Consider the following 25,891-nt stretch of genomic DNA (forward strand, 5'->3'; position numbering starts at 1 on the left):
CCTACGGCTGAGCGCGGCTATAGCGGTGCTCAGCCGTAGGAGAGGTTCGCGCAGGGGTCGTCGTCGGCGGAGCGTGCGCCATCGGCCACGGCCGACGGGAGTGGGCCGGGCTGCGCCGGTCCCGGTTCCGCCGGGCTGTACGACGTTCCGAGGATGACGTTGATCCCCCCAGCCGTCTCCGTGGCGGACGCCGAGGTGAGCCGCGCGCCCGGGAAGAGGCGTTCGACGGTCCGCGCCTTCTCCTCCTGGCCGGGGCCGTACTCGATCACCGTGGTCGCGTGGTCCTGGGTGCTCGCGGTCGCGGTGCCGGTGACGGTGAAGCCGTGGTCGGTGAGCGTACGGGCGGCACGGGCGGCGAGCCCCGTGACCGTGGTGCCGTTGTAGACCGCGACGTCGATGCCCGCGCCCGAGACGGCGCCGGCGGCGCTCGGCGTGGCGGAGGGGCCCGCGGCCTTCTGGTCCTTCTTGCCGCTGGCGTCCGCGCCGTCGATCGTACGGTCGGCCCGCAGCGCCGCCCAGAGCGCGGACGCGTCAGGCTCGACGATCGCGACGCGCGCCCCCTCGTAACGCCAGGGAATCGTCACGAACTTGGTGTTGTGCAGATCGATGTCCTTCAGCGACATCGCGAAGCCGAGCAGCTTGTCGGCGGAACCGAGCCCCGGGTCGACGGTCATGGACTGGGTGGCCGCGTCCGCGAGTGGCAGCAGCTTGGCGGGCGTCAGCCCCTGTTCCTTGATCTTCTTCAGCAGGCTCGCGACAAAGGCCTGCTGCCGCTTGATCCGCCCGATGTCGGAGCCATCGCCCATGCCGTGCCGGATCCGTACGTAATCCAGCGCCTTCTGCCCCGAGACGGTCTGGGTGCCCTTGGCGAAGATGCGCTCGCCACGGGTGGCGCGGTTGGGGTTGAGGTCCTTCTGGTAGATGTCCTGCGGGACACACACCTGTACGCCGCCGACGACATCGGTCAGTCGGGAGAAGCCCTTGAAGTCGACGACGACGGTGTGATCGACGCGCAGTCCGGTGAGCTTCTCGATGGTGTTCTGGGTGCAGGCGGGGTTGCCCTTGACCGTCTGCCCCACGGAGAACGCCGCGTTGAACATCGCGTTGTTCTGCGGCTTCGTCCAACTGCCGTCCGGCAGCCGGCAGGGCGGGATGTCCAGGAGGGTGTCGCGCGGAATGGACACGGCGACGGCGTGCCGGTGGTCGGCGTACACGTGCAGCAGGAACGCGGTGTCGGAACGGCCGACGTCGTCCTTGCTCCCGCCGCCCAGCTCGCTGTTCCCGCCGGTGCGCGCGTCCGAGCCGATGACCAGGACGTTCTGGCCCTTCGACGTGCCCGACGGCCGGTTGTCGGAGAGTCCGCCGGCGCTGAAGGTGTCGATGTTTCCGGTGAGCTTGAGATAGATCCAGCCGACACCGGCCGAGGCGAGCACGACGAGGGACAGGGCTATCCCGAGGGTGAGCCGCAATCGGCTTCCCCTTCCACTCCTTCTGCGCCGGCCGCCTGCCATATGTGCACCTTCCCATGGTTGTACAGTTGCGCAATGTAGCAACTTATAGGTCCATGGTTCGACGAGAGGAAGGCGGGGCGGAAATGTTGCGTAACGGGTTGGAGCCTTGGCACCTGCTGATCGTGGCGATCGTGATCATCGTGCTGTTCGGCTCGAAGAGGCTGCCGGACGCCGCGCGTGCCGTGGGCAAGTCCATGCGCATTCTCAAGAGCGAGACGAAGGCGATGAAGGAGGAGGGGGAGGGTGCCGCGCACCCTGCCCCCTCCGCTCAGGCGTCCTCCGCTCAGGCGTCCTCCGCTCAGGCGTCCTCCGCTCAGGCGTCCTCCGCTCAGGCGTCCTCCACCCAGGCGTCTCCTGCTCGGGCGTCCTCTGTTGAGGCCCCGGTGGCCGCTGCGCGTCCAGCCGCTGCGGAAGGCGCCGACGCGGCCCGTTGAGCGTGCGGCCCGGCTCAGGGGCTGGCTCTGTCGATCCCGTACCGCAGCGGCTCACGCTGTACGCGTGGGTCCCGCCGGTATACGTACACGGCCTCCGCCTGCGCGCCGCCCGCCGGTCCTTCCAGCTCGCAGGGGTATGTCACCTGCACCACGGACGGCCGGTCGGCGACCCGCATCCGTATGCCGTCCGCGGGCCCGCCGTCGAGCACCGCGGTTTCCCATTCCGTCCTGCCCGGATCCCTGCCCTGATCATTCATGCGAACACTTTAAGGGTTGCGCAAGTTTAGAACTATGGCGGGATCCGGACACGGACGTGCCTACAGGGTGCGCTCCAGCCGGTCCGCCATCAGCTTGATGAAGCGCGAGGGGTCACTGAGCTCGCCGCCGTCGGCCAGGAGGGCCATCCCGTAGAGGAGTTCGGCCGCCTCGGCGAGTCCCGCGTCGGCGTCCCGCTCGGTGTGCGCCGTCCGCAACCCGGTGACCAGCGGGTGTGTGGGGTTGAGTTCGAGGATGCGCTTGATGTGCGGCACCTCCTGGCCCATGGCGCGATACATGTTCTCCAGGGCGGGCGTCACATCGTGGGTGTCCCCGACGATGCACGCGGGCGAGACGGTGAGCCGGGACGAGAGCCGTACCTCCTTCACGCTCTCGCTCAGCTCCTTCGTCATCCACGTCAGCAGGCCGGCGAACTCCTGCTGCCGCTTCTCGCGTTCGGCCTCGACCTCCTTCTTCTCCTCCTCGGTGTCGAGATCGACTTCCCCCTTGGCGATCGACCGGAGCTGCTTGCCGTCGAATTCCGGTACGGACTGGACCCACACCTCGTCGACCGGGTCGGTCAGCAGCAGCACCTCGAAGCCCTTGGCCTGGAAGGCTTCCATGTGCGGTGAACTCTCGATGGCCGAGCGCGACTCGCCCGTCATATAGAAGATGTGCTGCTGACCCTCCTTCATACGGTCCACGTACTGCCGGAGAGTGGTCAGCCCCTCCTTGTCCTGGGTCGACGCGAACGAGGAGACGCCGAGGATCGCGTCGCGGTTCTCGAAGTCGCTGAGAAGCCCTTCCTTCAGGACCCGGCCGAATTCCTTCCAGAACGTCGCGTAGCGCTCCGGATTGCCGGACATCATGTCCTTCAGCGTCGACAGCACCTTCTTGACGAGGCGACGGTGCATCAACTGGATCTGACGGTCCTGCTGAAGGATTTCCCGCGACACATTGAGCGAGAGGTCCTGCGCGTCGACAACGCCCTTGACGAAGCGGAGGTATTCGGGCATGAGCGCTTCGCAGTCGTCCATGATGAACACGCGCTTCACATAGAGCTGAACTCCGCGCTTGTGCCCCTGCATGAACAGGTCCTGGGGCGGGTGGGACGGGATGAAGAGCAGCGCCTGGTATTCGAACGTGCCCTCCGCCTGCATACGGATGGTTTCGAGCGGGTCGTTCCAGTCGTGACTGATGTGCTTGTACAGCTCGCTGTACTCGTCATCGGTCACCTCGTCCCTGGACCGGGCCCACAGCGCCTTCATCGAGTTGACCGTCTCGACCTCGCGGGGGCTGTCGCCGTTCCCGTCGCCGTCCTCGCCGGTGGATTCCGTGGATTCCGCGGACTCCTTGGCCATCTTGATGGGCCAGGTGATGAAGTCCGAGTACCGCTTGACGATTTCCCTGATCTTCCACGCGGACGTGTAGTCGAAGAGCTTGTCCTCGATGTCCTCGGGCTTGAGCCGCAGCGTCACCGACGTACCCTGCGGCGCGTCGTCGACCGTCTCGACGGTATACGTACCCTCACCGCTCGATTCCCAGCGCGTCCCCCGGCTCTCTCCCGCCCGCCTGGTCAGCAGCGTGACCTCATCGGCCACCATGAAGCTTGAGTAGAACCCCACGCCGAACTGCCCGATGAGTTCCTCGGAAGCGGATGCGTCCTTGGCCTCCTTCAACTCCTTCAGGAACTTCGCGGTGCCGGAATTCGCGATCGTCCCGATGAGCTGCACCACTTCGTCGTGCGACATCCCGATGCCATTGTCGCGTACGGTGAGCGTGCGCTGCTCCTTGTCGACCTCGATGCCGATGTGGAGATCCGACACGTCTTCGCCCAGCTCGTCGTTGCGGAGGGATTCCAGCCGCAACTTGTCCAAGGCGTCGGAGGCGTTGGAGATGAGCTCGCGCAGAAATACGTCCTTGTTCGAGTAGATCGAATGGATCATCATCTGCAGGAGTTGACGCGCTTCTACCTGGAACTCGAATGTCTCGATAGGCATGTTGCCCGGATTCCTTCCCCGATTACTCGTCAGCGCCAATGCAGTGGGCCGCCCCACATGGTATCCAGCCGCCGCGACGCTCACAGGGCGTGCGGCGATCCCCGGTCCCTCGCCCCCACTGTCAGACCGGGATGGAAGGATTGCCCCTGTTGGCCACTTGCGGGGTGAGTTGGGCGGAGGTGCGGTGTGAACTGCGACGCGTGCACGGGGGTCCGCACGGGCGGTGGATCGCGAGTTTGGGGATGGCCCACTGCGATACCTGCGAGGAGGCGGGTGCCGGACACCCCTCGCGCGCCCCGGTACTCCTCGGCGACGTCCTGGCCACCGCCTCCGACGCGATGGCGTACGCGGACCGGAGGGGCCGTACGATCCCGAGCCCGCCTGCGGGAGGAGGACCCCGAACTCGCCGACCGGGTCGTCGAGGGCGACCTGACGCTGGCCGGCGTGTGGGCGGAGCGCACCAAACGCGTTGAGGAGGACAAGCGGCAGCGGCCGGGTGGCCACCCGGCCGCTGGACGAGCTGGCCCCGCCGGGCGGGGTATCCGGGTGGCTCATCAAGCAGCAGGCCACCCCGCTTCGCCCATGCGCCATCCGTCGGTTGACACGCCCCACCGATGCGAGATCCACTCGCCTGGCAAGCTGGCATGGGGCCGACGCGTCCTTGCCGGCCGCAGGGGCTGAAGGTCGAACCCGGGGATGGTGGCAGATCGGGAGAGGAAGGGCGCACGTATTGGCCGTCCGTGTCAGCAGCCACCTCGCGCTGCAGCGCACCTCACTCGCGCGTGTGCTCCACCGCTTCCCCGTGATGTGCCGGCCGCTGCCTGCGCGGGAGAGGATCGGGAGCCGCCTGGGAGCCAGACTCCGAGGTCGGCTCCCAAAACGGCCCATGGAACCACTCAGGGGCCCGACCCACTAAGTGGATCAGGCCCCTGACCTGGTACTTCACTGTCGGGGTGGCGGGATTTGAACCCACGACCTCTTCGTCCCGAAGCAACTTGGGCTGGGGCGTTGCCTTGGGCTGGTGTGGGCCTGAGCTGTACTGATGGTCCGCTGGTGTTCGTAGTCGTTCGCCGGTGTCCGTTGGCGTTGTCACGCAGTTAGACGCTCACACGGCGGACGTGGCACGAGCTTTCGTCGCCTGCGAACCACAAGCAACTTCCTGGCGTGGCCGCGCACTCTTCCAGCATCGTTGCAAGGTCGTCCAGAGCGGCGAGCTGATCCATCAACATATCCCCGTACGGATCGACGGCAGTGAGTCTCCCTGGGACTCTGAGGAGTTGGAGTGAGCCGAGCGCTCGGCCAGCGCGTCGCCATGCCCGTGTCGCAGGAAGGTCGCGCGGGACTTGCGCCAGTTGTTGCGAGTCGGCCGCGATGAGTGCAGCTCCAGATCAATCCCCATGCCTCATGATGCGCACGTTGCGCCGCTGGACGGTCGCAGCTCATCGAGACGGTCATCATCTGCCCTCGCGTGCATGCCGAAGGCTCCTCGCTCCCTCACGGGTGTCTTCTTGCCCTGGGTCTTGCCGGGGATCTTGGTGAGCTGGGTTTTCGCTGGTCAAAGGCGGTGTACTTGTGCGCCTAGTGGTCGTCGTTGGTCATCCTTGGGCACTGTTGAGCGGCCTCGGACGGCCCACAGACGGCCCAGACAACCACCTGCCTCAGAACAGCACGCCAGCGGGCAGTTCGCCACTTCCACGATTCGCGCCCGACCAGCGCACGGCAGTGGGAAGCTGCGGCTATGCAGAAGGTGACTGAGGCGCTTGCAGAGTGGGTACCGGCGGCTGTACCTGCCTACGACCAGAGGCTGTATCCCCACCAGTACGCCATGGACTTCCTCACCGGTGCCGGTCGCACGGTCATTCCGCAAGAGATCCGGCATCGGGTCGATCGTATGGTCATGACCACGCCCAACGCGAAGGGTCAGCAACGGAAGAGGAGGCACCCGGACCGCTTCATGGCACGTCTGATGTTGAACGCCTGGCTGGACGAGACCGGCGAGGACGAGGGTGCTGTGTACCGGGCGCTGGCGGACAAATATCTGGACGCTCACGGCATGTCACGCCCGTAGCGCTTCCCTAGCCTCGCCGTTCCACTCGGGACACGCCTTTGAGGCCAGTGAACTTGGGCGTTTCCGCGTGGAGCCAAGAGCTTGACGTAAGCCCCCTAGCGTAGTGAAGTTGTCAGATGACTCAGCATGAAAAGGTAGACGTGCAACTAGAAAGCCAAATTGCGGCTAGGGCAAAAGAGATTCACACCGATGGATACCCTATGTCGATCGGGGAAGTCCTCTCGCTGTATAGGGATGGAGATATCGACGTCCATCCCGAGTTTCAGCGCATTTTCAGGTGGAATAGCGACCAGAAATCACGATTGATTGAGTCAATCCTGCTCGGCATTCCAGTTCCGCCTATTTTCGTTTCACAGCGAGCGGATGGGGTCTGGGATGTTATTGATGGGGTGCAGCGACTCTCGACAATCTTTGAGTTTGTTGGCGTTTACCGAGATCAAGAAGATCGCCTAATCCCTCCCTTTGTCCTCAAGGCGACGGAGTACCTTCCAGCTCTCGATAACTACTCCTGGGAAGTTTCTTCGGGTGGTAGCAAGGTGTTCACTGACGCCATGAGAAGGGATGTTAAGCGGGCGAAGCTTGAGTTCCGCATTATCAGAAAAGAATCTGACGAGAACGCTAAGTATGACCTGTTCCAACGCCTAAACTCTGGCGCTCAACTCTCACCACAGGAGGCAAGAAATTGCCTCCTTGTCATGTTGAATTCGGAAATGTATACCGAAATCGCTAAACTCGCGGATAATTCTGACTTTGTAGCCGCAATCCCGCTCTCGGATCGACAGGAAAATCAAGCCTACAGGCAAGAGCTAGTCCTGCGATTCTTCTGTCAGGCTGATTTCTCTGGATCGCGAACTGATCTTACGATTGAATACGGAGAGTATCTTACTCGCTGGATGCGGGAGGCTGCGACGAAGCACAGAACCGACACGTCGCCAATCCGGGCCGACCTATTCAACAGGACTTTTCGACTGCTCAATGAGACCCTGGGTGAAGACACCTTCCGTCGTTTTAACGGAACAAAGAGCCTGGGGCCATTCTCGATTGCATGCTTCGAGTTCGTGACCTCGGGAGTCTCTGCGAATATCGACAATTGGGAGAGCAGTAAGGATGCTCTGGCGGATCGCATCCATTCTGTTTGGTCCGCTCCTGAGTTCCGGGAAAATTCAGGGACTGGTATCAGTCCGCGGACACGTGTTCCCAGGATGGTTCTGAACTCGCGCCGCTACTTTGCTACGGCTGACTAGTCGTGGCTGTCCGGACGGTAAGCGAGCTCGAAGATCGCTTGGATGCTGCTTTGGCCTGGCGGCGCATTGAACTCCAGGCACTGAAGTCCCAAATCAGGACGGCTTATAAGAACTCCACCCACTCGCCTTTAACACGGGCGCTGTCCAGAAGTGGCATAGCACTTCTTTACGCCCACTGGGAAGGGTACGTCAGAGAGGCATGCCAAGCGTACGTCGACTTTGTCGCAAAGAGGCGCCTAAAGGTAACCGAGCTGAATGACGGCTTCCTGAAAGTGGTACTCAATCAGCTCAACAAGAGATCAGCGGCCGGAGATGAGGCGGCTGTGGTTGCGCTGATGGAAGCCGTCCGTACCCCCGATAATACTAGAGCACGCATCCCGAAGGACAGCATCGTCGATACGAAGTCAAACCTTCGCTCGTCTGTTCTGGGCGAAATCTTGAGCTGTATCGGATTCGATCCTGACGGGTTTAGTACGAAGAACAATCTAATCGACAAGACTTTGTGTGACGGACGGAATGCAATTGCCCATGGCAGGGACTACTATCCAAACCCTGATGAATTCGACTCCTTGCATGATGAAGTGATGGTCATGCTGGAAGAGATTCGGGACACAATCCTCTTGCATGCCAGAGGCCAGATGTACAGGAGAGTCGGCTAGCGCGAAATCCGCGAGGCAGCCTTGGTGCCAGTGTCAACCCAAGGTCGGTGGAGCGGCTTTGGGGTGGCGCTGCTTTGGTGCGAGTGATCTTGGCCCCGTAAGCTTCCGGGGCGTCGGGCAGTCTGTGGACTTGCCCGGTAAAGCACGACGTTGGGGCCAAGATCTTAGAGGATGTCTCACGTGGTGAGTTTTGCGAGTCTCTTGTAGCAGGTGAGGGCTGCAGCGAGGCCGAGGAAGGCGAGGAAGTGGCTGCCTTTTCGTTCGTACCGGACAGTGAGGCGCCGGTAGCCAAAGAGCCAGGCGATCGACCGCTCGATCTTCCAGCGGTGCCGGCCAAGGCGCTCACCGGACTCGATGCCGGGCCGGGCGATCCGAGGAACGAGGCGGCGATCGCGGAGCCAGCGCAGGTGTTCCGCGGAGTAATACGCCTTATCCGCGCGGACCTTCACCGGTCGTCCGCGGCGGGGTCCGCGCCGGGAGCGGACGGCCGGTATCCCCAGGATGAGCGGCTTGAACGCCTGGCTGTCGTGCAGGTTCGCACCCGACACCGCCACGACCAGAGGCAGGCCCTGCCCCTCGGACAGCACGTGTAATTTGCTGCCCTTCTTACCGCGATCGACTGGATTCGGACCGGTCAGCGAGCCCCCCTTTTTGCCCGCACCGACGCGGCATCGACGATCGCGGACGACCAGTCCAACTCACCCCTGGCGCCGAGTTCGTCCAGCACCGCCCGGTGCAGTCTGCGCCACATCCCGGCCTCGGTCCACACGCTGAACCGACGGTGCGCGGTGGCCGGCGATACACCGAACGATTCCGGCAGATACCGCCACGCACACCCACTCGTCAGTATGTACGCCACAGCCGTGAACACCGCCCGCTCGTCACGCGGAGCGGTCCCGCCACCTTGCGGTCGAGCCGCGAACGACGGCAGTAGCGGGGCGACCAGCTCCCAGAGCTCATCAGGAACCAGACGCTTCGACAGATCAGCCCTCACCGCCGCCATCATGCCGCTCGAACCTCAAGTCACTTGGCACAGCCCTCTATGCCTTGGCCGATGCGGCCGATCTGGCGGCCTGCTCGATCTTCGCGTAGTAGGCGGCGCGGGCTTCCTCATCGATCTGCATCTCATGTTCGGGGCGCATTCCGGTTCGGCCGTCGACGCCTTCGCGCAGGATGTCGGCGTGCCCGGCATGCCGGTTGGTCTCGCCGAGGACGTGGACCATGACGGCGAACAGGTTCGTGTTGGAATGAGGCTCCGGCCACCACGGCACGTGGCCGGGGGCATCGAGGGGAAGCTCGTTGATCCTCGCGTCCGAGTGTTCCCACGTGCGCCGGTAGAAATCGATGATCTGATCGCGGGTCTCGTCCTCAGTCGCCCACAGATCGCTGCCGTCGTTGTCCTGCCACCGGGGCAGCGGTTCCGGGGAAGGGCGGTCGAAGACCTCGCCAAAGTACCTGGCCTCGACGCTGGCCACGTGTTTGACCAGGCCGAGGAGGTTGCTTCCGGTCACTGTCAACGGTCGGCGGGTGTCGTATTCGGACAAGCCGTCGAGCTTCCAGACCAGCGCCTTGCGGTCCCGCCGCAGTCTCCCGTGCAGGTTGTCCTTCGCGAATTCATCGATCATGCGGCATGAGCCTGCCATGGGCTACTCGCGGCCTCAAGATCCCGTGCGTGGACCGCAACGACCGGAAGGGCCGAAGTCTGGCAATGGCCGGTGCCCTGAGCTGCCACAAGAAGCCGATGAACTTGCCACGTGAGGCAACGTCTTAGAGGCTCGCCCCAAAGTAGCTGCCTAAAGCCGTGCAGCCGACCGCCCCAGCCACGACGTGCCCCCGCTCTGACTTCACGCGGCTGATCGCTGTAGAGCGCGGCATGGGCGCTGGCCGGGCTGGAGCGGGACGAGGGCAGGAGCTCAGGGCCGGCCGGGGGCCGTGCCGCGCGCGGGGAGCGGAGCGAGCCGCCTTGAAACCGTAAAGAAAATTACGACTCACGCCGGCAATGTTTCGCGCGGTCGCCTCCGAGGGAACTACGGGCTACTCATTGGCCGGGGCGTTTTGGTCGCACGACACAAAGAGTCGCCCCGGCTCTCATGCCCCGAGGCCCTCCGAATCCTGGAGGACAGCTGGGGCCGCACATGATCCACAGCGGTCTGCAGGTGGGCAACGGTGAAACAGGGCCCCCGATGACAAGCTCAAGGAGGTTCTTCGGGATCACGAGGACGGGCTTGCCATCGCGCCCACGGGCTACACGGTGGAGAACGCGGTGAACGACTGGCTCATGTACGGGCTGGCTGGTCGGGACAAGGCCACCTTGGATGCCTGCACCATCCTCAGCCGCACGCATGTGATCCCGTCGATCGGGGCCCGCAAGCTCCGTGATCTGAGTGCTGAGGACGTGGATAGGTGGCTTGCCGTCAAGGCTCAGTCGCTCAGTACTCGCACCTTGCAGGGCATCCACTCGTGCTTGAACCGCGCGGTCAAGCGGGCCATGGCGCGCGACAAGGTGAAGCGCAACGTGGTGGAGTTGTGCTCCATTCCGAAGGGCCAACCGGGTCGGCCGTCAAAGGCGTTGACGTTCGCTCAGGCTGAGGCCGTCCTCCAAGCCGCGGCGGGCACGTCCATGCACGCGTACATCGTGCTGGCGCTGCTCACCGGTGCGCGCACAGAGGAACTGCGGGCGCTCACATGGGATCACGTCTTCTTGAAGGGGAGCCGGACGCGAGTCCACCCATCCCGCCGTACGTCGCGGTGTGGCGGTCGGTCCGTTCCGGCGGGGACACCAAGACCCGGAAGTCCCGGCGCACCCTCGCCCTGCCCGCCCGGTGCGTGGAAGTGCTCTGGCAGCACTGGGAAGACCAGGGCTGGGACCGGCTCGCCGCTGGCGACGACTGGGAGGAACACGGCCTGGTGTTCCCCTCTGCTGTCGGCAAGGAACTGGACTCCACCAACATACGGCGAGCCTTCCGCGCGGCTATCGACAAGGCGGAGGGAGCGAACGCGAAGGAGTGGACTCCGCGTGAGCTGCGGCACAGCTTCGTCTCGCTGCTCTCAGACAGTGGGGTCCCGCTCGAAGAGATCTCCCGGTTGGTCGGGCACTCCGGTACGGCCGTCACAGAGGAGGTCTACCGGAAGCAGATCCGCCCTGTGATCCAGACCGGCGCGGTCGCGATGGACGGCATCTTCAAGGCCGATCCGAACCGGTAGTCACGCAGTTAGTCACGCACAGCAGATCAGGGCCAGTGAGTCACGTGACTCACTGGCCCTGATCTGCTGCTTTGGCTGTCGGGGTGGCGGGATTTGAACCCACGACCTCTTCGTCCCGAACGAAGCGCGCTGCCAAGCTGCGCTACACCCCGATGTCGCCCGTGTCGCGGCGACATCGATTACTTTAGCCCACCGCTGGCCGGAGACGAAATCCGGTTTCGGGGCCCGACGGGGGCGGGAGGGGGGCGGAGCCCTGGTCATCAGGGGTGGGCCGTCAAGGTCAGGAGTGTGGCTTCCGGGGGGCAGGCGAAGCGGACCGGGGTGTAGCGGTTGGTGCCGCAGCCCGCCGAGACGTGGAGGTACGCGGTGTGGCCGCCTGAGCGGTGGGTGGAGAGGCCCTTGACGCGGTCCGTGTCGAGGTCGCAGTTGGTGACCAGCGCTCCGTAGAAGGGGATGCAGAGCTGGCCGCCGTGCGTGTGGCCCGCCAGGATCAGCGGGTAGCCGTCGGCGGTGAAGGAGTCCAGGGAGCGCAGGTACGGGGCGTGCACCACGCCGATCGAGAGGTCGGCGTCCGCCTCGGGGCCGCCCGCGACCCGCTCGTATCTGTCCCGCTTGATGTGCGGGTCATCCACGCCCGTGAAGGCGATCTCGTGGCCGTCGATCTTCAGCCGGCCCCGGGTGTTGGTCAGGCCCACCCAGCCCGCCGCGTCGAAGGCGTCGCGCATCGGCTCCCACGGGTTGTGCACCGCGTGGACGGCCGGGGCGTTGCCGTTCAGACCGTGCCGGCCCTGGGCCTTCTCGAAGAGGTAGCGGGCCGGATTGCGGAGCTTCGGGCCGTAGTAGTCGTTCGAGCCGAAGACATAGACACCCGGGAACTCCATCAGCGGGCCCAGCGCGTCCAGCACCTCCGGTACGCCCTCCGGGTCCGAGAGGTTGTCGCCGGTGTTGACCACGAAATCGGGGCGCAGCCCGGCCAGCGACTGGAGCCAGCGCTGTTTCTTCCGCTGTCCGCTCACCATATGGATATCGGAGACCTGGAGAACCCGCAGGTCACGCATGCCGCGCGGCAGCACGGGCACGGAGATCCGGCGCAACCGGAACGAGCGTGTTTCGAAGCCCGCGGCGTAGGCGAGGCCGGCCGCGCCGACTGCCGCGATGCCTGCGGTGATTTTCAGGGGGACCCCGTAGCGTGCGCGCATGCGCCCATCGTCGCAGACGCCGTACGGGCACGAAATCCGCGGGCGGGTCGGGCTCAGCACCTGCCACACTTGGCCTTATGACCAGCCTTAAGTCCAAGCTGAAGGAAGACCTCACCGAGGCCATCAGGGCGCGTGACGAGCTCCGCTCCGCCACGCTCCGGCTGACCCTCTCCGCGATCACCAAGGAGGAGGTCTCGGGCACGTCCGCGCGCGAGCTCTCCGACGACGAGGTGCAGAAAGTGATCGCCAAGGAGGCGAAGAAGCGCCGTGAGGCGGCGGAGGCATTCGCCCAGGGCGGCCGCGCCGAGCAGGCCGAGCGGGAGAAGGCGGAAGGCGTGCTCCTCGACGCGTATCTGCCGAAGCAGCTGACCGACGAGGAGCTGGCCACGATCGTCGCGCAGGCCGTCGAGGAGGCCAAGGGCGCCGGAGCCGAGGGCCCGCGCGCCATGGGCGCCGTCATGAAGATCGTGAACCCGAAGGTGGCCGGCCGCGCCGAGGGAGGCCGGGTGGCCGCCCTCGTGAAGCGCTCCCTCGCGGGCTAGATCCCAGCATTCGCGGGTTAGGTCCCAGTATTCGCAGGCTGGGCCCCGGTTCTTCGCAGGCCAGGCCAGGACAGGCTCCGGGCTCCGGGCCCCAGGCCCCAGGCCCCAGGCCCCAGGCCCCAGGCCCCAGGCCCCAGGCCCCAGGATCAGGCTAGGCCTCAGTATCGCGAGAAGGGGCGCTCCATCCCGTCGGATGGAGCGCCCCTTCGTCACTCAGCATTCAGCCACCGCGGTTTACGGGAAGCCCCCGCCGCCGTCCTGGCCGCCGTTGCCGTTCCCGCCGTTCCCATTGCCCTGGGACTGGCCGCCGCCGATCAGGTCCGGCGGGATCGAGATGTCCGGGAACGGATTCGTACCACCGTTGTCGCCCGGCTTGCCGTCGCCCCGGCCGCCGTTGCCCTGGCCCTGGTTGTCCCCGCCCGGCTTCTCGGGGTCCCGGCCCTTCGGTGCGTCCGGGATGTCGACCGTCGTGAAGCCGGGGGCGGGTTTGCCCTCCAGCGCGCCGGACACCGCGTCCTTCCAGATCGGACCCGGGACCTGACCACCGAAGACCTTGTCGTGGTACTCGCCCCCGATCGTGATGTTCTCCATCTCGACCTGCTGGGACGGGCTGCCGACCCAGACCGCGCCGGACATGTTCGGCGTGTAACCGACGAACCACGCGTTCTTACGGGCGTCCGTCGTACCCGTCTTACCGGCGTTGTCGCGGCTCGTCAGTCCGGCCGCCTCACCCGTACCGGAGTCGACCACACCCTTCAGCAGTGTGTTGATCGTGTCGGCGGTCCTCTCCGACATGGCCTGGGAGCAGCTCGACTCCGGCACCTTCAGGCTCTTGCCCGTCGCCGTCTTGATGGAGTCGATGGCGATGGGGGTGCAGTACGTGCCGCGGTTCGCGAAGGCCGCGTACGCGCTGGCCATCCGCAGCGGCGAGATGCCCTGTGAGCCCAGGGTGAGGGCCGACGGCGACTCGGGAAGCTTCTTGCCGTCGCCCTGGACCACGCCCAGCTTGGCGATCGTCTCCGTCACGGGGCAGAGACCGATTTGCCCTATCATCTGCACGAAGTACGTGTTGACGGACTTTTCCATCGCCTCCTTCAGCGCGTACGGCCCGACCTCCGACTCGTTCTCGTTCTCGGCCGTGTCGCCCTCCGTGTTGACCCACGGCTTGCCGCTGCACGTCTGGATCGAGGCCGGGTACGGCATCTGGTACGGCGCGGGATACGACTGTGTCGGCGGGACACCGCGCTCGATGGCCGCCGTCGCGAGGAACGGCTTGAAGGTCGAACCGGTCGGGAAGCCGTAGTTCGAGCCGCCCATCCCCTTGTCGACCGAGAAGTTGATCTGGGTCTCGTTCTTCCCGAAGCCGTACGGCTTGGACTGCCCCATGCCGAGGACCTTGCCGGTGCCTGGCTCGACCAGGGTCACCGCCGCGGCGACCTTGTCGCTCTGGTTGACATGGTCCTTTATCGACGCCTGTACCGAGCTCTGGGCCTTCGGATCGAGCGTCGTACGGATCGTCAGACCGCCCTGGTTCCAGACCTTGGCCCGCTCCTTGCGGTCCTTGCCGAAGACCGGGTCGGTCAGGAAGACCTCGCGTACGTAGTCACAGAAGAAGCCCGCCCCGGCGACGGCCGTGATGCAGCCGTTCGCGGGACGGCTCACCTTCAGCGTGATCGGCGTGGCCTTGGCGCGGTCGGCCTCCGCCTGGGAGATGTCGCGGACGTCGGCCATCCGCTGCAGCACGGTGTTGCGCCGCTTGGTGGCCTCCTCCTCGTCATTGACGGGGTCGTACCGGCTCGGCGACTGGACGATGCCCGCGAGCATCGCCGCCTCTTCGAGCTTCAGGTCCTTGGCCGGCTTGGAGAAGTAGCGCTGGGCGGCCGCCTCGATCCCGTAGGCCTGCTGCCCGAAGAAGGTGATGTTCAGATAGTTCTCAAGGATCTTCTTCTTGCCGAGCTCTTCCTCGACCTGGATGGCGTACTTCAGCTCCTGGATCTTGCGGCCCAGGGTCTGCTGGGTGGCCTGCGCGACCTTGTCCGGGTCGTCGCCGGCCTCTTCGACGAAGACGTTCTTGACGTACTGCTGGGTCAGCGTCGAGGCACCCTGGGCGACGCCGCCCGACTGTGCGTTGCGGTTGACCGCGCGCAGGACGCCCTTCAGGTCGATGGCCCCGTGCTCGTAGAAGCGCGAGTCCTCGATCGCGACGATCGCCTTCTGCATGTACGGGGAGATGTCCTTGAGCGGAACGACGGTACGGTCGCGTGAGTAGACCGTGGCGATACGGCCGCCCTGGGAGTCGAGGATCGTGGTCCGCTGACTCAGCGGCGGCGTCTTGAGGTTGGCGGGGATCTCGTCGAATCCCTCGACCGTCCCCTTGGCGGCGAGCCCCAGCGCCCCGAAGGCCGGCAGGGCGATTCCCGCGAGCACCGCTCCCGCGAGCACGCTGACACCGAGGAACTTGGCGGCCTGCTGGGTCCCGGTCAGACCCCCGCCCGAGCGCTTCTTTGGCATGAGGGCAGCCTACGTTCTCAATCGCCGGACACGCGTCAAGGCTCTGGCCTAAGCTGTCCCCAACTGTCACAGCAGTGCGGTTGTGTATCAAGCACCCGGCGTGAACTTTCCGTGAACCCGAAACACGGAAAATTGATGCCCGAATCCTCCGTACCTGGCATGAGATGCCCGTTGTGGCCCAAGTGAAATACCCGACTCTGTCGGATGTGCCGGTTATGCCCTCGGCTCACTCCCCTGGGTGATCTGCCGCGTACGCATAGTCCGTTCGGGCCATTCAAGATTGGGCCCGAAGGGGGTGTTGCGCTGTGCCCGCCTTCCGTAACGTCCTCAACTGGCAACGGTGAATATGCCGCTGCCGCCGTGGGGGAGCCTCGATTCGGGAGAGGACGGCGCCAGCATGGGCTGGGTAACCGACTGGAGTGCGCAGGCAGCTTGCCGCACTACCGATCCAGATGAACTGTTCGTGCAGGGTGCGGCGCAGAACAGGGCCAAGGCGGTGTGCACCGGATGCCCGGTGCGGACCGAATGCCTGGCTGACGCGCTGGACAATCGCGTCGAATTCGGCGTGTGGGGCGGAATGACCGAGCGCGAACGCCGCGCACTGCTGCGCAGGCGACCGACCGTCACCTCGTGGCGCCGGCTGCTTGAGACCGCGCGCACGGAGTACGAGCGCAGCGCGGGCCTGCTGCCCGTGGGCTTGGAGGATGACGAGACGTACGAGACGTACGCGGCGGTGGGGTAATCGGGGCAAACCGGAAGTCGGTCACCGCTAACCCCTGCTGAGGGCGCCACAACTCGGCGGTGAAGTGGACAGCGCTTCGGGTGTGTCGTGCCGAATTAATTCGGTGTGTCGAACACGGTGTGTCGAGCACGCCGTCTGTCGAGCACGCCGTCTGTTGAGCACGGCGTGTCAGGCATGGCGCGTCGAAGCGGTACCCCCGCGGCTCGCCGTACGGTGCTCAGCTCGTCGTGCCACCCGCCGCGAGGCGGTCCGCGATGGCCCTGAGCCCGGCAAGGTCATGAACGTCGCCGGGCAGGGCGGGGACCTCCGCCACCGCCACCTCGGGGTGCAGCGCGGTGAAGCGGTCGCGCGTGCGCTCTTCACGCGCGAGCACCTGCATCCGTTCGGCATGCAGGCGCAGCAGACCCGCCGTCAGCTGTTCCACAGTTGTGACAGACGCGACCGATTCGGGTGCGGCCGAGGCGGCGGGCAGGGTGGATGCGTCGGATTCGTCAGGTGCGGGGGCTTCAAGGGGCGGCTCGTGCGTCTCGGAGGCTTCGGGAGAAGAGCCTTCCGGGACTGCACTGCCACGACCCTGAGCATTCCCGGCCTCCTGATCCACAATGCGGCTGTCTTCAAGATTTTCCGCCGCGGCCCGCGCCCGCTCCGCCGACAGCCGCGCCGCCCCGCTCCCGTGGACGCGGTTGAGCACCAGCCCGGCCAGCGGCATCTCCTCGGCCGCCAGCCGCTCCACGAAGTACGCCGCCTCCCGCAAGGCGTCCCGCTCCGGCGCCGCGACCACCAGAAACGCCGTCCCCGGCGCCTGAAGCAGCCGGTACGTCGCGTCCGCGCGCGTACGGAACCCACCGAACATCGTGTCCATAGCGGTGATGAACGTCTGTACATCGCGCAGGAATTGGCCGCCGAGCAGCTTTCCCAGCGTGCCGGTCATCATCGACATACCGACATTCAGGAACTTCATCCCCGCCCGGCCGCCCATCTTGGCCGGCGCCATCAGCAGCCTGATGAACTTCCCGTCGAGAAAGGAACCGAGCCGCTTCGGCGCGTCCAGGAAGTCCAGCGCGGAGCGCGACGGCGGCGTGTCGACGATGATCAGGTCCCAGTCGTCGCGGGCCCGCAGCTGCCCCAGCTTCTCCATCGCCATGTACTCCTGCGTGCCCGCGAAGCCGGCCGACAGGGACTGGTAGAAGGGGTTCTCCAGGATGGCGCGGGCCCGGTCCGGGTCCGCGTGCGCCTCGACGATCTCGTCGAAGGTCCGCTTCATGTCGAGCATCATGGCGTGCAGTTCGCCGGGACCCCCGACGCCCTTCACCTGCCGCGGCGTGTTGTCGAGCGAGTCGATCCCCATCGACTGGGCCAGCCGGCGGGCCGGGTCGATGGTCAGGACGACCACCTTCCTGCCGCGCTCCGCCGCCCGTACGCCGAGAGCCGCCGCGGTCGTCGTCTTGCCGACGCCGCCCGAGCCGCAGCACACGACGATGCGGGTGGCCGGATCGTCGAGCAGCGGATCGATTTCGAGTGGGGCAGCCGCAGAGTCCAGGGTCATGCGAAGACCTCCCCGAGTTCCCGTAGCTCCCCCGCCAGCCGGTACAGACCGGCGAGATCCATTCCCTCGCCGACCAGGGGGAGTTCGTACGTGGGCAGCGCCAGCTTGGCCAGGACGGCTCGCTGATCGCGCTCCAGCTCCACGCGCTGCGCGTGCTCCGCCGCCTGGTCGAGCAGCGGCCCGACGAGCTTCGTGGGCGCGGGCACACCCGCCATGGCGAGGGCCTTGGCGACCTCCTTGCGGCGATCGCCGGCCGCGGCGCGTACGGCGGCCTCGTCCAGGAGATGCGGTCTGACCATGTTCACGATCACCTTGCCGACCCGCAGCTCCGCACCCCGCAGCTCGGCGATGCCGTCCGCGGTCTCCTGGACCGGCATCTCCTCCAGGAGCGTCACCAAATGCACGGCCGTCTCGGGCGACTTCAGGACCCGCATCACGGCCTGCGCCTGATTGTGTATCGGGCCGATCTTCGCCAGCCCTGCCACCTCGTCGTTCACATTGAGGAAGCGGGTGATGCGGCCGGTGGGCGGGGCGTCCATCACGACGTAGTCGTAGACGAAACGTCCCCTCTTGTCGCGCCTGCGGACCGCCTCGCACGCCTTGCCGGTCAGCAGCACGTCCCTGACCCCCGGCGCGATCGTCGTCGCGAAGTCGATCGCGCCGATCTTCTTGAGCGCCCGGCCCGCGCTGCCGAGCTTGTAGAACATCTGGAGATAGTCGAGGAGGGCGCGCTCGGCGTCGATGGCCAGCGCGAACACCTCGCCGCCGCCCGAGGCGACGGCGATCTTCCGCTCCTCGTACGGAAGGGCCTCCGTCTCGAAGAGCTGTGCGATGCCCTGTCTGCCCTCGACCTCGACGAGGAGCGTGCGCTTCCCCTCGGTGGCGAGGGCGAGCGCGAGGGCGGCGGCGACCGTCGTCTTACCGGTACCGCCCTTGCCGCTGACGACCTGGAGCCTGCTCACGTATTCGAGCCTAACCAGTCGGGCCGCGGGCTACGCACGAGGCCGCCACGCGGTACGACTACAGTCGCCTCCATGACCAAGTGGGAATACGCGACCGTGCCCCTTCTCGTGCACGCGACCAAGCAGATTCTGGACACCTGGGGCGAGGACGGCTGGGAGCTTGTCCAGGTCGTCCCCGGGCCGAACAACCCGGAGCAGCTGGTGGCCTATCTGAAGCGGGAGAAAGCCGCATGAGCGGAGCCGTCGAGGCCACCCTCGCCGAACTCGGGCTGAGGCTGCCCGAGGTCGTACCGCCGCTGGCGGCCTATCAGCCGGCCGTACTGTCCGGTGCGTACGTCTACACCGCGGGCCAGCTCCCGATGGTGGAGGGCAAGCTTCCGGTCACCGGCAAGGTCGGCGCCGAGGTCACCGCGGAGGAGGCCAAGGAACTGGCGGCCACCTGCGCGCTGAACGCCCTGGCCGCCGTGAAGTCCGTCATCGGCGATCTGGACCGCATCGCGCGCGTGGTGAAGGTCACGGGCTTCGTCGCCTCGGCCGCCGACTTCACCGGCCAGCCGGGTGTCCTCAACGGCGCGAGCGAGCTGCTCGGCCAGGTCCTCGGCGACAAGGGCGTGCACGCGCGCAGCGCCGTGGGCGTGGCGGTGCTGCCGCTGGACGCGCCGGTCGAGGTCGAGATCCAGGTGGAGCTGACAGAGGGCTGAGCGACGGCCGGGCGCGGGCCGTGGCTTATGGGCCGCGTTCTGCGCCTGGCGCTTCGCTGAAGATCCTGCCCGGTGCGGTGCGGTGCGGTGCGGTGCGGTGCGGTGCGGTGCGTGTATGTGGAGCGTGCCGGGCGGGATCGTTCTGTACGTGGTGCCGCAACACATGCCCTCCAGCGCCTCTCGAACATCCCCGCGCCAGCGCATAGCATCCGGCCATGCCCAATGGTCAGTGGTACCCGCCCGAATGGCCCGTGCGGATCCGTGCCCTCGCCGCCGGTGAGATCACCGCGATGACTCCCCGGCGGGCCGCGACCGTGATGCTCCTGCGCGACGATCCCGGCGGCCTCGCCGTCCATATGCTGCGGCGCCGCGCCTCCATGGCGTTCGCCGCCGGCGCGTACGCATACCCCGGCGGCGGAGTCGATCCCCGGGACGACGACCGGACCGTCGGCTGGGCCGGCCCCGGTCGTGACGTATGGGCGCGACGGCTCGGCGTCGACGCCGCGTCCGCGCAGGCCATCGTGTGCGCGGCGGTCCGCGAGACCTACGAGGAGGCCGGTGTCCTGCTCGCCGGAGAGACGGCCGAGACCGTCGTCGGCGACACCACGGGCGACGACTGGGAGGCCGACCGCGACGCCCTCGCCGGACATGAGCTGTCGTTCGCCGACTTCCTCAACCGGCGCGGGCTGGTGCTGCGCAGCGATCTGCTCGGCGCGTGGGCCCGCTGGATCACCCCCGAGTTCGAACCGCGCCGCTATGACACCTGGTTCTTCGTGGCCGCGCTGCCTCCGGGCCAGCGGACCAGGAACACTTCCACGGAGGCCGACCGTACGGTGTGGATCCGACCGGCCGAGGCGACGGCGGCGTACGACAGGGGCGAGCTGCTGATGATGCCGCCGACCGTCGCGACGCTGCGTCAGCTCCAGCCGTACGGTACGGCCGACGAGGCGCTCGCCGGCTCCGACGGCCGCGATCTGACGCCCGTACTGGCGACGGCCCGGATGGAGGGCGAGGAGCTGGTGCTCAGCTGGCCCGGCCACGAGGAGTTCACCAAGCGCGTGGAACAGCGTCCGGGCGAGCAGCAGCAGAGCCCGAGCCAGAGCCCGAGCCAGAGCCCGAGTCCCCGTCAGAGCCCGAGCCCGAGTCCGAGCCAGGGCCAGGGCCAGGGCCAGGGTCACAGTCACAGTCCGTCCGGAGGCCCCCGATGACCGACGCCGCCGCCCTCCCGGGCCAGCCGCGCGGCGGGGTGCTCTCCGGCCCCGCCACGGCCCGCGCCATCAACGTCCTCGCCCCGAACGCCTCCGCGATGACCCTCGACGGCACCAACACCTGGATCGTCTCGGAGCCGGACTCGGAGTCGGCGGTCGTCATCGACCCGGGCCCGCTCGACGAACTCCACCTCAAAGCGGTCATCGACGTCGCGGAGAGAGCCGGGAAGCGGATCGCGCTGACCCTGCTCACCCATGGCCACCCGGACCACGCGGCCGGCGCGGCGCGCTTCGCCGCGCTCACCCGTACCCCTGTCCGCGCCCTGGACCCGGCGCTGCGCCTCGGGGACGAAGGGCTCGCGGCCGGGAACGTCATCACCACCGGCGGTCTTGAGCTACGGGTCGTGCCCACTCCGGGGCACACCGCCGACTCCCTCTCCTTCCATCTGCCCGCCGACCGCGCGGTACTCACTGGCGACACCATCCTCGGCCGGGGTACGACACTCGTTGCCCACCCGGACGGCAGGCTCGGCGACTACCTCGACTCGCTCCGCCGGCTGCGCTCGCTCACGGTCGACGACGGGGTCCATACGGTCCTGCCGGGCCATGGCCCCGTCCTGGACGACGCCCAGGGTGCGGTGGAGTTCTATCTCGCCCATCGCGCGAACCGGCTCGCCCAGGTCGAGACGGCCGTGGAGAACGGGCACCGTACGCCCGCCGAGGTGGTGGCGCATGTGTACGCGGGCGTGGACAGGTCCCTGTGGCCCGCGGCCGAACTGTCCGTAAGGGCGCAGCTGGAGTATCTGCGCGAGCACGGCCTCATCTGAGGGATGGAGCGACGAAGGGCCCCACCAGGAGGCGGAGCCCTTCGGGACGTGCGGCGTCGTGTCAGCGCGAGCGCTTCGCGAGGCGCTCCACGTCCAGCAGGATCACCGCGCGCGCCTCAAGACGCAGCCAGCCGCGCTGCGCGAAGTCGGCGAGCGCCTTGTTGACCGTCTCGCGGGAGGCGCCGACCAGCTGGGCCAGCTCTTCCTGCGTCAGGTCGTGGACGACATGGATGCCTTCCTCCGACTGGACGCCGAAGCGGCGCGACAGATCGAGGAGCGCACGGGCCACGCGGCCGGGGACGTCGGAGAAGACCAGGTCGGACATCTGGTCGTTCGTCTTGCGCAGTCGGCGTGCGACGGCGCGCAGCAGGGCCGTGGCCACTTCCGGGCGGGCGTTCAGCCATGGCTGGAGGTCGCCATGGCCGAGCCCGAGGAGCTTGACCTCGGTGAGCGCGCTCGCGGTGGCGGTGCGCGGGCCGGGGTCGAAGAGGGACAGCTCGCCGATCAGTTCGCCGGGGCCGAGTACGGCCAGCATGTTCTCGCGGCCGTCGGGGGAGGTGCGGTGGAGCTTGACCTTGCCCTCGGTGACCACATAGAGGCGGTCGCCCGGGTCGCCCTCGTGGAAGAGCGCGTCACCGCGCGCGAGCGTCGCTTCACTCATCGAGGCGCGGAGCTCCGCCGCCTGCTCGTCATCGAGCGCCGCGAAGAGCGGGGCACGCCGCAGAACGTCGTCCACGTGTTCTCTCCTTGTCGACCTGCTCAGGGAACTGTGGTCCCCACCTGCTCTGGGACCGTGGTCCCCATGATGCCGTACGTGCCGCTTGTTCTCGGGTGGCTTGGCATCCCCGGGCTGATTGGCCCGCTACCGAATTCCGGTTGTTCGAAACCGTGCGATCAGTCACAAGTTTGACGTACGCGCGTGCCCAACTGTGCCCTGGGTGCCGAATCGGGTGGCGATCGGCCGTCGCCGGGGCGGATGTCAGTGCGGGGCTTTACGCTGGCCGGGTGTCCAACTCGCCGGTGACAGCGCAGGCCAAGGGGGCTGGAAGAGTGTCCGCGGAGCAGAATTCCGCTGTGGGCGAACAGCCTTCAGCGAAACGGAAAAAAGCCGCAAAAGGGTCAACGGTCAAGCCGGTCAAGGCTGCGGCCAAGGCCAAGGCCAAGTCCGCGACCAAGACCGCGGCCAAGGCAGCGACGGCGGCCAAGCCCACCGCCAAGCCCACCGCCAAGCCCGCCGCCAAGCCGGAATCGCACCTGGCGATGGTCCGCCGGGCCCGCCGGATAAACCGCGAGCTGGCCGAGGTCTATCCGTACGCCCACCCCGAGCTGGATTTCCGGAACCCGTTCGAGCTGCTGGTGGCGACGGTCCTGTCCGCCCAGACGACCGACCTGCGGGTCAACCAGACGACGCCCGCTGTCTTCGCGAAGTACCCGACCCCCGAGGACATGGCCGCGGCCGTGCCGGAGGAGCTGGAGGAGGCCATCCGCCCGACGGGCTTCTTCCGGGCCAAGGCGAAGTCGCTCATAGGGCTGTCCACGGCGCTGCGCGACCGGTTCGACGGCGAGGTCCCGGGCCGGCTGGAGGATCTGGTGTCGCTGCCGGGCGTCGGCCGCAAGACGGCGAACGTCGTGCTCGGCAATGCCTTCGGCGTCCCCGGCCTCACGGTCGACACCCACTTCGGCCGGCTGGTCCGCCGCTGGAAGTGGACCGAGCAGGAGGACCCGGAGAAGGTCGAGGCGGAGATCGCCGCGATCTTCCCCAAGACCGAGTGGACGATGCTCTCGCACCGCGTGATCTTCCACGGCCGCCGTATCTGCCACTCCCGCAAGCCGGCCTGCGGGGCCTGTCCGATCGCGCATCTCTGCCCCTCGTACGGAGAAGGCGAGACGGACCCCGAGAAGGCGCGCAAGCTGCTGAAATACGAGATGGGCGGCTACCCGGGCCAGCGTCTGAGCCCGCCCGCCGACTACCCGGGCAAACCGGCCCCGGCGCGCATTGAGTAGGCGAGCGGTCCGTGCCGTATGAAGCACGACACCGACCAGTACGAGTACCGAACCACCGAAGGCACGAACGAGTGGAGCCGGATGAGGGCGGAACGATCCGGCCGACGGCAGGCGTTGTACGACAGGAGTGCCTATGACGCGAGCTGAAGAGACCTACCGAGCCAAAGAGACCTACGGCGACCCGGCGACGGCCGGGGGCGCCGTCTCCACCGACGGGCTGCCCGACTGGCTGATGCCCGTCGTGCGCGTCGCGCGGACCGTCGTGCCGGAGGAGCTCAGCCGCTTCCTGCCGCCCGAGAGCGGCGGCCGGCAGTCCGCCGTCCTGATCCTCTTCGGCGAGGGCGCCCGCGGCCCCGAGCTGCTGCTCATGGAGCGTTCCAGCAGCCTGCGCTCGCATCCGGGGCAGCCCTCGTTCCCCGGCGGCTCCCTCGACCCCGACGACGGCGATCCGGCCACCACGGGACCGCTGCGGGCGGCGCTGCGCGAGGCCGAGGAGGAGACCGGTCTCGACCCGTCCGGAGTCCAGCTCTTCGGCGTGCTGCCCAAGCTCTACATCCCGGTGAGCGAGTTCGTCGTGACGCCCGTGCTCGGCTGGTGGCGCAGCCCCACCCCCGTCGGCGTCGTCGACCCCGGGGAGACCGCCCGGGTCTTCACCGTCCCCGTGGCGGATCTCACGGACCCGGCCAACCGTGCGACCGCCCGCCACCCCAGCGGCTACCGCGGCCCGGCCTTTCTGGTCGCATCCGCGCTCGTCTGGGGCTTTACGGCCGGAGTGATCGACCGGATTCTGTATTTCGCGGGCTGGGAGCAGCCATGGGACCGCTCGAAGCAGGTCCCGCTGGACTGGCGTGCATGACAGGCTGACCCCCATGCTCCGCCCTTCGGGGGTCCCTGACCGCGGCGGCTCCGCCCCAGGCCACCAGGGCCGCCGGAGCTCCCGTACCGACGGCCGGGCGGGGCGACCCGCCGACCGGGCGGGGCGACCGGAGACGTATCCGCGAGGCAAGCGAGGCTATTGACGGTGAACGTGCTGGACATCCTGCTGCTGCTCGCCGCCGTGTGGTTCGCGGTCGTCGGCTACCGCCAGGGTTTCGTGGTGGGCATCCTGTCGGTGATCGGCTTCCTCGGCGGCGGTCTCGTGGCGGTCTATCTCCTGCCCGTGGTCTGGGCCAAGATGACCGCGGACTCCGAGGTCTCCACTACTGCCGCCGTCGTCGCGATCGTCATAGTGATCGTCTGTGCCTCGGTCGGCCAGGCCTTCACCACACACCTCGGCAACAAGCTGCGCCGCTACATCACGTGGTCGCCGGCCCGTGCCCTGGACGCCAGCGGCGGCGCGCTGGTCAATGTCGTGGCCATGCTGCTGGTGGCCTGGCTGATCGGCTCCGCCCTCGCCGGGACCTCACTGCCGACGCTCGGCAAGGAGGTCCGCAGCTCGAAGGTGCTGCTCGGGGTCTCCCGCGTGATGCCCACCCAGGCGTCCAGCTGGTTCACGGACTTCTCGTCGGTACTGGCCCAGAACGGCTTCCCGCAGGTCTTCAGCCCGTTCGCCAATGAGCCCATCACCGAGGTCCAGGCCCCGGATCCGGCGCTCGCGGGCAGCCCGGTGGCGGCCCGCGCCCAGCAGTCGATCGTCAAGGTCGTCGGTACGGCGCCCAGCTGCGGCAAGGTCCTCGAAGGATCCGGCTTCGTCTTCGCCGACCGCCGTGTGATGACCAACGCGCATGTGGTCGGCGGTGTGGAGGAGCCCACCGTCCAGATAGGCGGTGAGGGACGGCTGTACGACGCCAAGGTCGTCCTCTACGACTGGCAGCGCGACATCGCCGTGCTCGACGTACCGAACCTTCCCGCCCAGCCGCTCCAGTTCACCGACAAGGACGCGGCCAGCGGGGACAGCGCGATCGTCGCGGGCTTCCCGGAGAACGGCTCGTACGACGTACGCTCCGCGCGCGTCCGGGGCCGTATCGACGCCAACGGCCCGGACATCTACCGCCGCGGCGAGGTCCGGCGCGATGTCTACTCACTCTTCGCCAACGTACGCCAGGGCAACTCCGGCGGCCCGCTCCTCACCACCGAGGGCAAGGTGTACGGAGTGATCTTCGCCAGGTCGCTCGACGACCCCCAGACCGGCTACGCGCTGACGGCGGACGAGATCCGCGACGACATCACGCTCGGCCGGAACGCCAACCAGCAGGTCGACACCCAGGGGTGCGCCCTCTAGGTCCTGTCAGGACGAGGCGTGACGACCGGCGGGTGAGGCGGGCCGACGGCCGA

The 25,891-nt window shown here is 67.1% G+C and carries 23 protein-coding genes, 1 tRNA gene and 1 pseudogene; 14 read left to right on the forward strand and 11 right to left on the reverse strand.

What is annotated here, in order from left to right:
- Positions 1–29: 29 nt before the first annotated feature.
- Positions 30–1,511, reverse strand: a complete 1,482-nt coding sequence (locus tag IF11_RS0121130; protein ID WP_051746104.1) for an LCP family protein — start codon at positions 1,509–1,511, stop codon at positions 30–32.
- Between the two features lie 83 nt (positions 1,512–1,594).
- On the opposite strand from IF11_RS0121130, the gene tatA reads away from it, so the two are divergent.
- Complete coding sequence (gene tatA, locus IF11_RS39095) at positions 1,595–1,945, forward strand: Sec-independent protein translocase subunit TatA (protein WP_037728200.1); 351 nt, start codon at positions 1,595–1,597, stop codon at positions 1,943–1,945.
- A gap of 14 nt (positions 1,946–1,959) precedes the next feature.
- Here tatA and IF11_RS36835 read toward each other — a convergent pair whose 3' ends face one another.
- Together IF11_RS36835 and htpG are read right to left on the reverse strand one after the other, a co-directional pair.
- Positions 1,960–2,202: a hypothetical protein gene (locus IF11_RS36835; protein ID WP_030353238.1), complete on the reverse strand. Its 243-nt coding sequence runs from the start codon at positions 2,200–2,202 to the stop codon at positions 1,960–1,962.
- Positions 2,203–2,262: 60 nt separating this feature from the next.
- Positions 2,263–4,200 (reverse strand): molecular chaperone HtpG, encoded by a 1,938-nt coding sequence (gene htpG / locus IF11_RS0121145; RefSeq protein WP_030353239.1) that lies wholly within the window; start codon positions 4,198–4,200, stop codon positions 2,263–2,265.
- Positions 4,201–5,938: 1,738 nt separating this feature from the next.
- On the opposite strand from htpG, the gene IF11_RS0121155 reads away from it, so the two are divergent.
- The 3 genes from IF11_RS0121155 to IF11_RS40970 all read left to right on the forward strand — a co-directional run bounded on the left by IF11_RS0121155 (position 5,939) and on the right by IF11_RS40970 (position 8,171).
- Positions 5,939–6,268, forward strand: coding sequence for a hypothetical protein (locus IF11_RS0121155; protein WP_030353240.1), 330 nt, complete (start codon positions 5,939–5,941; stop codon positions 6,266–6,268).
- A 116-nt stretch (positions 6,269–6,384) separates the two neighbouring features.
- A complete protein-coding gene (locus IF11_RS39100; RefSeq protein ID WP_030353241.1) occupies positions 6,385–7,512 on the forward strand; it encodes a DUF262 domain-containing protein in 1,128 nt (375 codons plus the stop codon).
- A gap of 2 nt (positions 7,513–7,514) precedes the next feature.
- Positions 7,515–8,171 (forward strand): MAE_28990/MAE_18760 family HEPN-like nuclease, encoded by a 657-nt coding sequence (locus IF11_RS40970; RefSeq protein ID WP_133243348.1) that lies wholly within the window; start codon positions 7,515–7,517, stop codon positions 8,169–8,171.
- Positions 8,172–8,347: 176 nt separating this feature from the next.
- Here IF11_RS40970 and IF11_RS39105 read toward each other — a convergent pair.
- Together IF11_RS39105 and IF11_RS0121175 are read right to left on the reverse strand one after the other, a co-directional pair.
- Positions 8,348–9,165 (reverse strand): IS5 family transposase gene (locus tag IF11_RS39105; RefSeq protein ID WP_106979221.1). Its coding sequence is split into 2 segments (ribosomal slippage): positions 8,348–8,826 and positions 8,826–9,165, totalling 819 coding nucleotides; the frame shifts between segments, so codons are not numbered across the junction.
- A gap of 46 nt (positions 9,166–9,211) precedes the next feature.
- Positions 9,212–9,796 carry a DinB family protein gene (locus tag IF11_RS0121175; RefSeq protein WP_030353244.1) on the reverse strand — a complete coding sequence of 195 codons (585 nt, stop codon included), beginning with the start codon at positions 9,794–9,796 and terminating at the stop codon, positions 9,212–9,214.
- A gap of 605 nt (positions 9,797–10,401) precedes the next feature.
- On the opposite strand from IF11_RS0121175, the pseudogene IF11_RS42200 reads away from it, so the two are divergent.
- A pseudogene (locus IF11_RS42200) lies at positions 10,402–11,375 on the forward strand (site-specific integrase).
- A gap of 78 nt (positions 11,376–11,453) precedes the next feature.
- Here IF11_RS42200 and IF11_RS0121185 read toward each other — a convergent pair.
- Together IF11_RS0121185 and IF11_RS0121190 are read right to left on the reverse strand one after the other, a co-directional pair.
- Positions 11,454–11,527 (reverse strand) — tRNA-Pro (locus IF11_RS0121185).
- Between the two features lie 108 nt (positions 11,528–11,635).
- The gene (locus tag IF11_RS0121190; RefSeq protein WP_030353245.1) at positions 11,636–12,574 is read right to left on the reverse strand and encodes a metallophosphoesterase; all 939 of its coding nucleotides are present in this window, start codon (positions 12,572–12,574) and stop codon (positions 11,636–11,638) included.
- 77 nt (positions 12,575–12,651) lie between these two features.
- Between IF11_RS0121190 and IF11_RS0121195 the strand changes: the two genes are divergently transcribed.
- Entirely contained in the window at positions 12,652–13,116 is a 465-nt protein-coding gene (locus IF11_RS0121195) for a GatB/YqeY domain-containing protein (RefSeq protein WP_030353246.1), read from the forward strand.
- 234 nt (positions 13,117–13,350) lie between these two features.
- Here IF11_RS0121195 and IF11_RS0121200 read toward each other — a convergent pair whose 3' ends face one another.
- Positions 13,351–15,627: a transglycosylase domain-containing protein gene (locus tag IF11_RS0121200; RefSeq protein ID WP_030353247.1), complete on the reverse strand. Its 2,277-nt coding sequence runs from the start codon at positions 15,625–15,627 to the stop codon at positions 13,351–13,353.
- 397 nt (positions 15,628–16,024) lie between these two features.
- Between IF11_RS0121200 and IF11_RS0121205 the strand changes: the two genes are divergently transcribed.
- Positions 16,025–16,369, forward strand: coding sequence for a WhiB family transcriptional regulator (locus IF11_RS0121205; RefSeq protein ID WP_030353248.1), 345 nt, complete (start codon positions 16,025–16,027; stop codon positions 16,367–16,369).
- A 217-nt stretch (positions 16,370–16,586) separates the two neighbouring features.
- Here the strand turns inward: IF11_RS0121205 and bagB are convergent, their stop codons facing one another.
- Together bagB and bagA are read right to left on the reverse strand one after the other, a co-directional pair.
- A complete protein-coding gene (bagB, locus tag IF11_RS0121210) occupies positions 16,587–17,915 on the reverse strand; it encodes an ATPase BagB (protein WP_030353249.1) in 1,329 nt (442 codons plus the stop codon).
- On the reverse strand, positions 17,912–18,877 hold the full coding sequence (bagA, locus tag IF11_RS0121215) for an ATPase BagA (RefSeq protein WP_030353250.1): 966 nt from the start codon (positions 18,875–18,877) through the stop codon (positions 17,912–17,914). Before bagA ends, bagB begins: the two co-directional genes overlap by 4 nt.
- Positions 18,878–18,949: 72 nt before the next feature.
- Between bagA and sp36 the strand changes: the two genes are divergently transcribed.
- The 4 genes from sp36 (at position 18,950) to IF11_RS0121235 (ending at position 21,613) form a co-directional block, all read left to right on the forward strand.
- On the forward strand, positions 18,950–19,111 hold the full coding sequence (sp36, locus tag IF11_RS40230; protein WP_014178397.1) for a Sp36 family protein: 162 nt from the start codon (positions 18,950–18,952) through the stop codon (positions 19,109–19,111).
- Positions 19,108–19,578: a RidA family protein gene (locus IF11_RS0121225; RefSeq protein ID WP_030353251.1), complete on the forward strand. Its 471-nt coding sequence runs from the start codon at positions 19,108–19,110 to the stop codon at positions 19,576–19,578. The genes sp36 and IF11_RS0121225 overlap by 4 nt, the downstream gene beginning before the upstream one ends.
- A 215-nt stretch (positions 19,579–19,793) precedes the next feature.
- On the forward strand, positions 19,794–20,786 hold the full coding sequence (locus IF11_RS0121230) for an NUDIX hydrolase (RefSeq protein WP_051746105.1): 993 nt from the start codon (positions 19,794–19,796) through the stop codon (positions 20,784–20,786).
- Entirely contained in the window at positions 20,783–21,613 is an 831-nt protein-coding gene (locus IF11_RS0121235; RefSeq protein ID WP_030353253.1) for an MBL fold metallo-hydrolase, read from the forward strand. The genes IF11_RS0121230 and IF11_RS0121235 overlap by 4 nt, the downstream gene beginning before the upstream one ends.
- A 61-nt stretch (positions 21,614–21,674) precedes the next feature.
- Here the strand turns inward: IF11_RS0121235 and IF11_RS0121240 are convergent, their stop codons facing one another.
- Positions 21,675–22,349, reverse strand: a complete 675-nt coding sequence (locus IF11_RS0121240; RefSeq protein WP_030353254.1) for a Crp/Fnr family transcriptional regulator — start codon at positions 22,347–22,349, stop codon at positions 21,675–21,677.
- 338 nt (positions 22,350–22,687) lie between these two features.
- Here IF11_RS0121240 and nth point away from each other — a divergent pair, with 338 nt between their 5' ends.
- The 3 genes from nth (at position 22,688) to IF11_RS0121265 (ending at position 25,838) form a co-directional block, all read left to right on the forward strand.
- A complete protein-coding gene (gene nth, locus IF11_RS36850) occupies positions 22,688–23,617 on the forward strand; it encodes an endonuclease III (RefSeq protein WP_338119981.1) in 930 nt (309 codons plus the stop codon).
- Positions 23,618–23,750: 133 nt separating this feature from the next.
- Entirely contained in the window at positions 23,751–24,473 is a 723-nt protein-coding gene (locus IF11_RS0121260; protein WP_030353255.1) for an NUDIX hydrolase, read from the forward strand.
- Between the two features lie 165 nt (positions 24,474–24,638).
- Positions 24,639–25,838: a MarP family serine protease gene (locus tag IF11_RS0121265; RefSeq protein ID WP_030353256.1), complete on the forward strand. Its 1,200-nt coding sequence runs from the start codon at positions 24,639–24,641 to the stop codon at positions 25,836–25,838.
- Positions 25,839–25,891: the final 53 nt, after the last annotated feature.

Origin of the sequence: Streptomyces scopuliridis RB72 (assembly GCF_000718095.1) — a bacterium.
Lineage (GTDB): Bacteria > Actinomycetota > Actinomycetes > Streptomycetales > Streptomycetaceae > Streptomyces > Streptomyces scopuliridis.

Bases quoted from the DNA above. Each gene is read 5' to 3' on its own strand.
- htpG (WP_030353239.1), bottom strand. From the start codon at position 4,200: ATGCCTATCGAGACATTCGAGTTCCAGGTAGAAGCGCGTCAACTCCTG.
- IF11_RS0121195 (WP_030353246.1), top strand. From the start codon at position 12,652: ATGACCAGCCTTAAGTCCAAGCTGAAGGAAGACCTCACCGAGGCCATC.
- IF11_RS0121175 (WP_030353244.1), bottom strand. From the start codon at position 9,796: ATGATCGATGAATTCGCGAAGGACAACCTGCACGGGAGACTGCGGCGG.
- IF11_RS39100 (WP_030353241.1), top strand. From the start codon at position 6,385: ATGACTCAGCATGAAAAGGTAGACGTGCAACTAGAAAGCCAAATTGCG.
- bagB (WP_030353249.1), bottom strand. From the start codon at position 17,915: ATGACCCTGGACTCTGCGGCTGCCCCACTCGAAATCGATCCGCTGCTC.
- IF11_RS36835 (WP_030353238.1), bottom strand. From the start codon at position 2,202: ATGAATGATCAGGGCAGGGATCCGGGCAGGACGGAATGGGAAACCGCG.
- IF11_RS0121200 (WP_030353247.1), bottom strand. From the start codon at position 15,627: ATGCCAAAGAAGCGCTCGGGCGGGGGTCTGACCGGGACCCAGCAGGCC.
- IF11_RS0121205 (WP_030353248.1), top strand. From the start codon at position 16,025: ATGGGCTGGGTAACCGACTGGAGTGCGCAGGCAGCTTGCCGCACTACC.
- IF11_RS0121225 (WP_030353251.1), top strand. From the start codon at position 19,108: ATGAGCGGAGCCGTCGAGGCCACCCTCGCCGAACTCGGGCTGAGGCTG.
- IF11_RS0121155 (WP_030353240.1), top strand. From the start codon at position 5,939: ATGCAGAAGGTGACTGAGGCGCTTGCAGAGTGGGTACCGGCGGCTGTA.
- IF11_RS0121230 (WP_051746105.1), top strand. From the start codon at position 19,794: ATGCCCAATGGTCAGTGGTACCCGCCCGAATGGCCCGTGCGGATCCGT.
- IF11_RS0121260 (WP_030353255.1), top strand. From the start codon at position 23,751: ATGACGCGAGCTGAAGAGACCTACCGAGCCAAAGAGACCTACGGCGAC.
- sp36 (WP_014178397.1), top strand. From the start codon at position 18,950: ATGACCAAGTGGGAATACGCGACCGTGCCCCTTCTCGTGCACGCGACC.
- IF11_RS0121190 (WP_030353245.1), bottom strand. From the start codon at position 12,574: ATGCGCGCACGCTACGGGGTCCCCCTGAAAATCACCGCAGGCATCGCG.
- IF11_RS0121130 (WP_051746104.1), bottom strand. From the start codon at position 1,511: ATGGCAGGCGGCCGGCGCAGAAGGAGTGGAAGGGGAAGCCGATTGCGG.
- IF11_RS0121235 (WP_030353253.1), top strand. From the start codon at position 20,783: ATGACCGACGCCGCCGCCCTCCCGGGCCAGCCGCGCGGCGGGGTGCTC.
- tatA (WP_037728200.1), top strand. From the start codon at position 1,595: ATGTTGCGTAACGGGTTGGAGCCTTGGCACCTGCTGATCGTGGCGATC.